General features: G+C 48.0%; 7 protein-coding genes. All 7 read right to left on the bottom strand.

Annotated features, from left to right (window positions below):
* Window positions 1-77 precede the first annotated feature (77 nt).
* Window positions 78-1,664 (bottom strand): NAD(P)/FAD-dependent oxidoreductase, encoded by a 1,587-nt coding sequence (locus tag Q0Z62_RS06455; protein WP_298052384.1) that lies wholly within the window; start codon window positions 1,662-1,664, stop codon window positions 78-80.
* A gap of 16 nt (window positions 1,665-1,680) precedes the next feature.
* Entirely contained in the window at window positions 1,681-2,202 is a 522-nt protein-coding gene (locus Q0Z62_RS06450) for a flavin reductase family protein (RefSeq protein WP_269900757.1), read from the bottom strand.
* A 27-nt stretch (window positions 2,203-2,229) separates the two neighbouring features.
* On the bottom strand, window positions 2,230-3,474 hold the full coding sequence (locus tag Q0Z62_RS06445; protein WP_298052381.1) for a styrene monooxygenase/indole monooxygenase family protein: 1,245 nt from the start codon (window positions 3,472-3,474) through the stop codon (window positions 2,230-2,232).
* A 38-nt stretch (window positions 3,475-3,512) separates the two neighbouring features.
* The gene (locus Q0Z62_RS06440) at window positions 3,513-4,301 is read right to left on the bottom strand and encodes an SDR family oxidoreductase (protein ID WP_298052378.1); all 789 of its coding nucleotides are present in this window, start codon (window positions 4,299-4,301) and stop codon (window positions 3,513-3,515) included.
* A 23-nt stretch (window positions 4,302-4,324) separates the two neighbouring features.
* A complete protein-coding gene (locus Q0Z62_RS06435; RefSeq protein ID WP_298052374.1) occupies window positions 4,325-5,224 on the bottom strand; it encodes a transporter in 900 nt (299 codons plus the stop codon).
* A 295-nt stretch (window positions 5,225-5,519) separates the two neighbouring features.
* Window positions 5,520-6,551, bottom strand: a complete 1,032-nt coding sequence (locus Q0Z62_RS06430; protein ID WP_298052371.1) for a TRAP transporter substrate-binding protein — start codon at window positions 6,549-6,551, stop codon at window positions 5,520-5,522.
* A 47-nt stretch (window positions 6,552-6,598) separates the two neighbouring features.
* Window positions 6,599-7,888 carry a TRAP transporter large permease gene (locus tag Q0Z62_RS06425; RefSeq protein WP_298052368.1) on the bottom strand — a complete coding sequence of 430 codons (1,290 nt, stop codon included), beginning with the start codon at window positions 7,886-7,888 and terminating at the stop codon, window positions 6,599-6,601.

Raw genomic sequence — 7,888 nt, 5'->3', positions numbered from 1 at the left:
CCTATGCTAACTAATCTCTCCATATTGGAGAGTATTGCATACATTTAATAATGATTCAATCGAACAGTTCGAGCCCCTTATTTTTTAGCAATACGTTGAGCCGCTAAATAACCAGACTGCCCCCCTAATCCCGGCCCCGGATGCACCGATGCACCAATTTGGTGCAAGTTTTTGATTGGTGTTTTTCCTGTACGGGCTTTGGGCTGTCCAGCAAAGGGGCGCATAAAGAAAAACTGATCGGGTGAACACACCCCAGAATAAGGGTCGCCCCCGACAAGATTGATATTCCATTGTTCTAGGTCAGCAGGACTAAAGGCTTTGTGACCAATGATATGTTGCGACCAACCCGGCATCACTGTTTCTAGACGCTGCTTGACTCGCTCGACCATCGCTTCGCGTACGGACTCATTCCATTTGCCATCTGCAGGTACGTCAATGATATTGGCCGCATCGGCTTTAATTCTGGATGGCATGTCTTGCATTTGTACCCATAAAATCCATGAGCCATCAGGTGCTCTCGTCGGATCTACGGCGATAGGTTGACCGACGGCTAAGGTGGGCTTGCTAGGTAACCAACCATTATTTGCCTCCACCACAGAGGCACAGACTTGTTCCATGCTTTCGGTAACGTGAACCATGGGCACATGGATGAGCTCTTCATTGATCCACGTGGGTTTTTCTTTTAATGCAAAGTGAATTTGCATTCCTCCACGCCCATAGCGATAGGCTTTGGCATGGTCTTTATAACGTTGTTCAGCATTAGGTAATAGGGTTTCGTAAAGCTGGTTAGGCGTTACGTTACAGACGACGGCTTTATCGGCTAAGTATTGCTCAGAGCCTACACGGACTCCGGTAGCTCTGCCTTGTTCGACTAGGACTTGGTCAACGTGTTTACCCGTTAGAACTTGACCCCCTCCTTTTTCAATGATGCTGATAAAGGCCTTAACGATGTTGTAACTGCCGCCTTCAACCACAGGCATGCCTCCAGACACGACAGCAGAAAACGTGAGTTTTCCAATAAGTGATGAGGTGGCTTCATCTGGGCCTAAACCGCTGTGTAGAACCCAGGGCGCAATCATGGCGCGGGTTAGATCCCCCGTTAACTCGCGCTCGGCCCAACGCCTAAAATTCTCTAAGGATTGAGAGGCGAACTGCATCATGCCGTCTACACCACGTTGACGCCATGAGTTAAAGACAAGTTTACTGGTGTCCCAGCTATAGGGTTCCCCGCCCATTAGACCAAAGACTAATGGCGCATCGGGGCCAAACATAGTGGCTGCGGCTGTGCCAACGGCATCCCCATCACCTGCGGTGATCTGATTCAGGCGTTGAATGGTGTCATCCATGTCTTGACGAAGGGCAATGCCGGTACCATTTGGAGTTGCTAAGCCGGTGCTATAAACACCACTCACAAAACGTAGTCCTGCTTCGGCTAATGGTTTAGCTAGTTCTGCATAGGCAGGCCCCCCAACAAAAAGGGGATACCAACTGGAAAATACGTCATGAGTAAAACCCGGAAATAACTCTTCGGTACGGATGCAACCACCCGCCACAGCGTTACGTTCTAGCACTGTCACTTTTAGGCCGCGTTCGGATAATAAGGCGGCACAACTCAATGAGTTCATACCACTACCGACTATCACCACATCACTACGTTGTTGCATGGATGGCTCCTTATGTTTATTCGCTTAAGCGAGCAAACTTACCGCGATGGAATACGGCGGGTTCGTGTTCAGTGATGGTGCTGTGGTGTACAACACGACCAATAAATAAGGTGTGGTCACCCCCTTCGTGTTGACGATAGTTTTCACACACAAAGGTGGCGACACAATCGTCAATTAGGGGCACACCATCCTCACCATCTACGTGTGAAACCAGGGCAAACTTATCTTCGACTTTGGAGTTAGCAAAGCCTAATGCTGCCTCGGTTTGGGCTTGGCTAATGACGTTAATTGCAAAATAATTGCAGTTTTCAAAAATAGCTAAGCTAGGCGAGTGGTTAACGAGGCTCCACATAATGAGAGGAGGCTCTAGGGAAAGTGAGGAAAAGGAGTTGATGGTCAAGCCCACAGGCCGTCCTTCAGGGGTGCGAGTGGTAACAATCGCAACGCCAGTAGGAAAATGGCCTAAGGCTTGTCTAAATGCACGACTGTCGAACAAATTGACAGCATTTTCGGGTTCCATAGTGGCCTGTGTAGACATGATGAGATACTCCTTGGTAATACAAATTTACGCCGTGGCGGGCACGTTTGCTTTAGATTGAATGAGCTTTTCGGCTTCGGATAAATCGCCCCAAGCAGGATACAGCACGGGCGGATTATCAAAAGCATTTGCTATAAAATGAGCAAGGTCAGGGTGTTGTTCAGCACCAGTTAATAAGGCGAGTGCTTGTGGGGTAGGAGGCACTAACATGGAGTTAGTCCAAGACACTACGCGATTGGCATAATCCCAGTATTTTTCAAAGGTGCCTTCCATCCAATCACGATCAAAGGGTTGATCGCTACGCTCTAAGATACGGTCTAAATAGACTTGTGCACATTTTGCAGCGTTATTGGAGCCTTGACCAGTAATTGGGTCGTTAACGACGACCGCATCGCCCATACCTAACACAATATTACCTGAAGGTAGAGTTAATACTGGCTTACGTACTGTGGGAGGGAAGCTACCCGCTAAATAACCTTGTGCATCGGTTAGCTCACAGTTACGTGCACGATCGGCTTCCCAAGGGAGGAATTCTTGTAGGAAGGAAAGGCTGCGTTCAAAGTGTTCCTGAGGGCTTTGTGCATCACGGAAACGATCTAATGGGCCGCCTGGGATACCTTCAAATACCATAATATCGCAGGGACCGGATAGCGTTAAAGAGGGGAATACGAAGTATTCGCCTACACCGGGAATAAAGTTAAATGACACACGAGAGTACTCGGGAGTGGGCTCTAGACCATGTACATAGGTTAAGGCCAAAGCACGTTGAGGTTTATCATAAGGAGAGCGAGAGGCATCGCGCTCAAATAAACGCACGACCTCGCCTTTACCGGCGGCAAGGATAGTGAGTTCGTATTCGTTACTGATGCGTTCTAATTCGGCAACGCCCACGTCTTCAAAAATAACCTGACCACCACGTTTTTCAAATTCTTCGATCCAGACGGGCATTTTGATACGTTGGTCTGTGGCTTGAGCGACGCGATCTAAGCGACCACTCCAGTCCACGGCTTTGGTGTCTGGTTTATCCGGATTAGGCAGGGCAAAGCCAATGCCTTCTACAGGTGGACACTCATCTTCCCAGTAGTTGATGCCAAGGCGACGTTCTACATCTAGAGCATTCGCAAACATACACTGGCTGGACATGACACGACCGTCACGAATTTGATCTGGTGTGCGGTTGGTGTACAGGGCTACCTCGTAGCCTTTATCTAGTAGGCCAAAAGCGACAGGCATCCCGGCTTGGCCGCCGCCAATAATAGCGATTTTACGCATAGTAGGTCTCCAACGTATTTAAGAATTGATAAGCTAATTTATTCGGCTAATTTAGGGATAGCAGGCACATTTTGCTCTGGGCCCATGGCGGAGTAACCACCATCTACGGCGTAATCAGCGCCGGTCACAAAACTGGCTGCATCAGATAAGAGAAAGGCCACGACTTCGCCGACCTCCTCTGGGTCTCCCACACGACCTAGCATGTGAAAGGGGGCGGCAACGCGATCTGTTTTGGCCCGATCGCCCCCAGTGATTTCGTCCATAACACGTGACCATGTCCATCCAGGAGACACGGAGTTCACACGGATTTTATCGCCCGCAAAGTCCATGGCTAAGCTACGTGTTAATTGCAAAATAGCGGCTTTAGAGACGGGGTAGAGCCAACGACCTGTTTGAGCAATTGAGGAGGAGATAGAGGTGAAGTTAACAATGGCTCCACCGTTTTGCTGCTTGATAAATGGGCGTACAACTTTGCTCATTTCAACGCTGCTCACCACATTAATGTTTAATGCTGTTAGCCAGTCCTCACGACTGGAATTGAGCCCTTCGTCTAGGTAGGAGCAAGCTAGATTGACTAGACCGTCTACGCGACCAAAATGGTCTTGCACGGCCTGTGTTGCAGAGGCAATGCCCTCATCATCAGTAATATCAACTTGCCAGAAGCGAGCTGTGCTGGTGTCTGTGCCAACCACTTGAGCACCGCCTGTGGCATCAATGTCAAACACAGCTACACGAGCGCCATAGCCACGCAATACATCGACAACACCAGCGCCAATACGTGTCGCTCCACCGGTAACGATAAATACTCTATCTTTTAAGCCTTTCATAATTTGCTCCGTCTAGTGATTGATTAAAAAGGAATAGCGACTTTAGCTAAGAGTTGATGACCTTTGGGACGGCTGCGTACACCAAAGTCTTGTTGCCATTTAGCAGTAAAGAGCCAGCCATTGGGATTGGCATAGCGCACAGTTGGGCCAAAACCAAATGATCTGGCTTTGCCGTCTCCAGCGAAAGGACCGCTGTCTTTTTGAAATTGTTGATAGGCATAACCCCCTACGCCAGCTACCCAGCCATTTCCAAAGCCGTAGCCTAACGCGTAGTCGGCATGGATGGCGTGACCAGTACGAGTGCGGGTATCACTGTTACGCATATTGAAATCAACCATGGCTTTTAGGTCGAAGTTAATGCCACTAGGTTGTGTATAAGTAAAGGCAGCGGCAGGTTGTATGGTCCAGTAGTTGCGGCCTAGATTCGCCATTTCGCCCTTTTTGTAGCGACCGGTGGGAGCGACAAAGTCCACCCCTACAACGGCATGCGCCGCATCACTAAAGTGATAGCCCAAGGCTGGGCCAAAGGCGATATCGCCCAAGCCACTACGACGTTTGCTTAATCCCATGGCTTGTTCTTTAACGGTTAACAAGGGGAATAAGGCATGGAAAGCGAGCTGTCCACCGGCGATTTGCTGAGGGGTAACCCAGACCACACGAGGTGCGACCATGGCAACATCCACTTTGAAACCGGGGACGGGGATTTTGTCTCCGCTGTGATCGCGTACTGAGTTGTAACGCATTGCACCGCCATACATCAGTAGATGTACCCCTGGGCCAGGTAAGGCTCCTGACATGTAAGATTCCAAGCCATCAGGATAAATGGGTAGCCCATTACCCTCAATTGCCATGGTGGCGCTTGAGCTAAGTAGCAGTAGCGCCCCACAGGCAATGGCTAAGGTTGATTTCTTTTGTGTTGCCATTGTTGTCTCCACCTCATTTATATTGTTTAGTTGTGAATGATTTAGATGGTATGTGTGTTGTTTTTTATGGTCTATCCAGTTTTAGCAACGCGTATCCAATTAGTGCAAATACTTGATATTTCTAGGGAAAACCCCAGTGAAAAAAATCTATTTCAATGAGATTTTTCTTATAAGTTATTGATACTAAAGTAGTAAATTTAATTTAGGTTTATAGTATTTTGATGATTTTGAGAATGCGGCAAACAAAAAAACGCCTGCTTTTGCAGGCGTTTGAAGGGGCAAAGGTTGCGTAGAGTTATTCTTTACTTAGGGCCTCGATTTGTGCTCTGTAGAAATCAAGAGCAGCTTGACCGTCGATTTTTTTCTTGTCGGCGGCTTTGATCCAGTCGCTTTCAATAAAGGCTAAGTCAGCCTTTAGCTTGTCTAGTTCCGCGCCTTCGACATGGTAGGTTTTTAGACCTGCATCTGTCAGGTTTTTTGTGGCGTTAACTTCGGCTTGCTGCCATTTAGTACCAAAGTCACGGGCAATGTATTCGCCAGAAACTTGCTCAATAGCGGCACGATCAGCCTCGCTAATGGATTTCCATTTGCGTTCATTCATGAACATGTATTGGCTCGATTTGCCAAAGCCACCTGGTACAGCAACGGCACTTTTAATGAGTTTATCAAGCTTAAAGTTTTCGATTTGGTCGTACTGGAAATATAAACCGTCAATTACACCGCGCGACAGCATTTCGTAGCTTTCAGAGGCGGGGGCGTTAACAGTAACAATGCCCATGGCTTTACCAATACTGTCAAACAAAGGGCTAGGAGAGCGTAGTTTTAGACCCTTTAGATCATCCACGTTTTTGATTTCGTCTTTATTGGTAAAGATGACGGTGGCTGGGCTGGTCCACACACCCATTAGTTTAACGCCACGATGCTCATCGGCCTCCATCATGAATTTTTCGTAGGTGCGCCAGTAAGCCACCGAGTTAATGCCGCCATCTTCGATGGTGAAGGGGAGCTCTGCAAATTCGATTAAGGGAAAGCGGGTGGCTGTGTAGCTGTGAACGGACATACCCATATCGGCTACCCCATTGCGCACTAAGTCTAAGTGGGCTTGTGGTTTGCCAAGAGGATTAATAAATTCAACCTTGACTCGGCCTTCGGTGACCTCGTTTACTTTAGCTGCCCATGGTTCTAGCATCTCTTTGACGATGTAGTGAGCGGGTGGGAGCCAGTTTGAAAAACGTAAGACGGTGTCTTCGGCCTGCGCACTGAGGGGGGTAATAGCGGCGGCTAAACCTAAGCCTAAACAGGCCCCTAAGCGTTTAATTAATTTCATTTGTCTACTCCAAATATAGCTTTTTTTGATAATGTTAAGAACTACGACTACATGCTGTTGGGGACCACCAGCACAATCCAAGGCACCAGAACCAAGATAGCCAGGCGAATAATATCTGTGATGACAAAGGGGCTAACACCATAAATAACGGTACGTAGCGGAATATCAGGCATCACATTTTTAATCATGAAAATATTTAAACCTAATGGTGGGGTGATGAGGCTGATTTCGGCAGCAACCACCACGATGATGCCAAACCAAACCAGATCAAATCCAAGAGAGGCCACAATAGGGTAGAAAATGGGTACTGTGAGCATCACCATTGACATGGTTTCTAAAAAACAGCCTAAGACCAAGTAAATAAGGCAGATCATAAAGATCACCATGAGTGGTGACATGTCTAAGCCGTTAATAAACTCAAGCAGTTGATTGGGTAAGCCCGCTACAGTGAGAAAGTTAGTAAAGATTAAAGCCCCGATCACCAAAGCAAACATGATGGCGGTTGTTTGGGCGGCCTCAACCAATACGGTTAGATAGAGCTTAGGCTGCCAGCCACGACGTTTGAAAGTGATTAAAAAGGTACAAAATGCCCCGATGCCTGCGGCTTCGGTAGGGGTAAATACACCCCCATAAATACCCCCCATAATCACAATAAATAACACGGTGATGGCAAAAACGCCTTTGGTTGCGTGTAGACGTTGTGCCCAGGAGCTTTTTTCACCGGGCTGACCAAGTTTTGGATTGATGGTGGTGAGAACCACGATGGTTAATAGGTACATCAGCAGGGCGATGAAACCAGGCAGAAAGCCAGCGGCAAAGAGCTTACCTATGTCGGTTTCAGTCAAAATGCCATACACCACCATGATGACGCTGGGAGGGATCAGAATCCCTAAGGTGCCTCCAGCAGCAATGCTACCGGTGGCTAAGCGGTCGTCATAGTTGTATTTGCGCATGTTCGGCATGGCGACTCGGCTCATGGCGGCGGTGGTAGCCATACTGGAGCCAGAGAGCGCACTAAAAGCGCCACAGGCAATAATGGTAGCCATTGCTAAGCCACCGCGTAGGTGACCAATAAAGGCATTAGCAGCGTTGTATAGGTCTCTTGATAAGCCAGAGGCGGTAACCAAATTACCCATCAAAATAAAGAGAGGCAGCACCGTAAAGCTATAGCTCATGCCGGTATCAAAGGCGGTTTGTGCTGCCATGGTGTAGGCGGCCTCGAAGCCGGTGTAATAGCTAAAGCCTATCGTACCCACCAACAACATGCCCCATGCAATGGGCAAGCCAATAAATAGGCTAAACAGTAAAAAGGCCAAGCCAATTAAAGAAACTAACAT

It is taken from the genome of uncultured Paenalcaligenes sp. (genome assembly GCF_947630565.1).
GTDB lineage: Bacteria > Pseudomonadota > Gammaproteobacteria > Burkholderiales > Burkholderiaceae_B > Paenalcaligenes > Paenalcaligenes faecalis.
The sequence above is the reverse complement of the archived record's forward strand: the minus strand, read 5'-3'. Positions and strand labels throughout refer to the sequence as shown.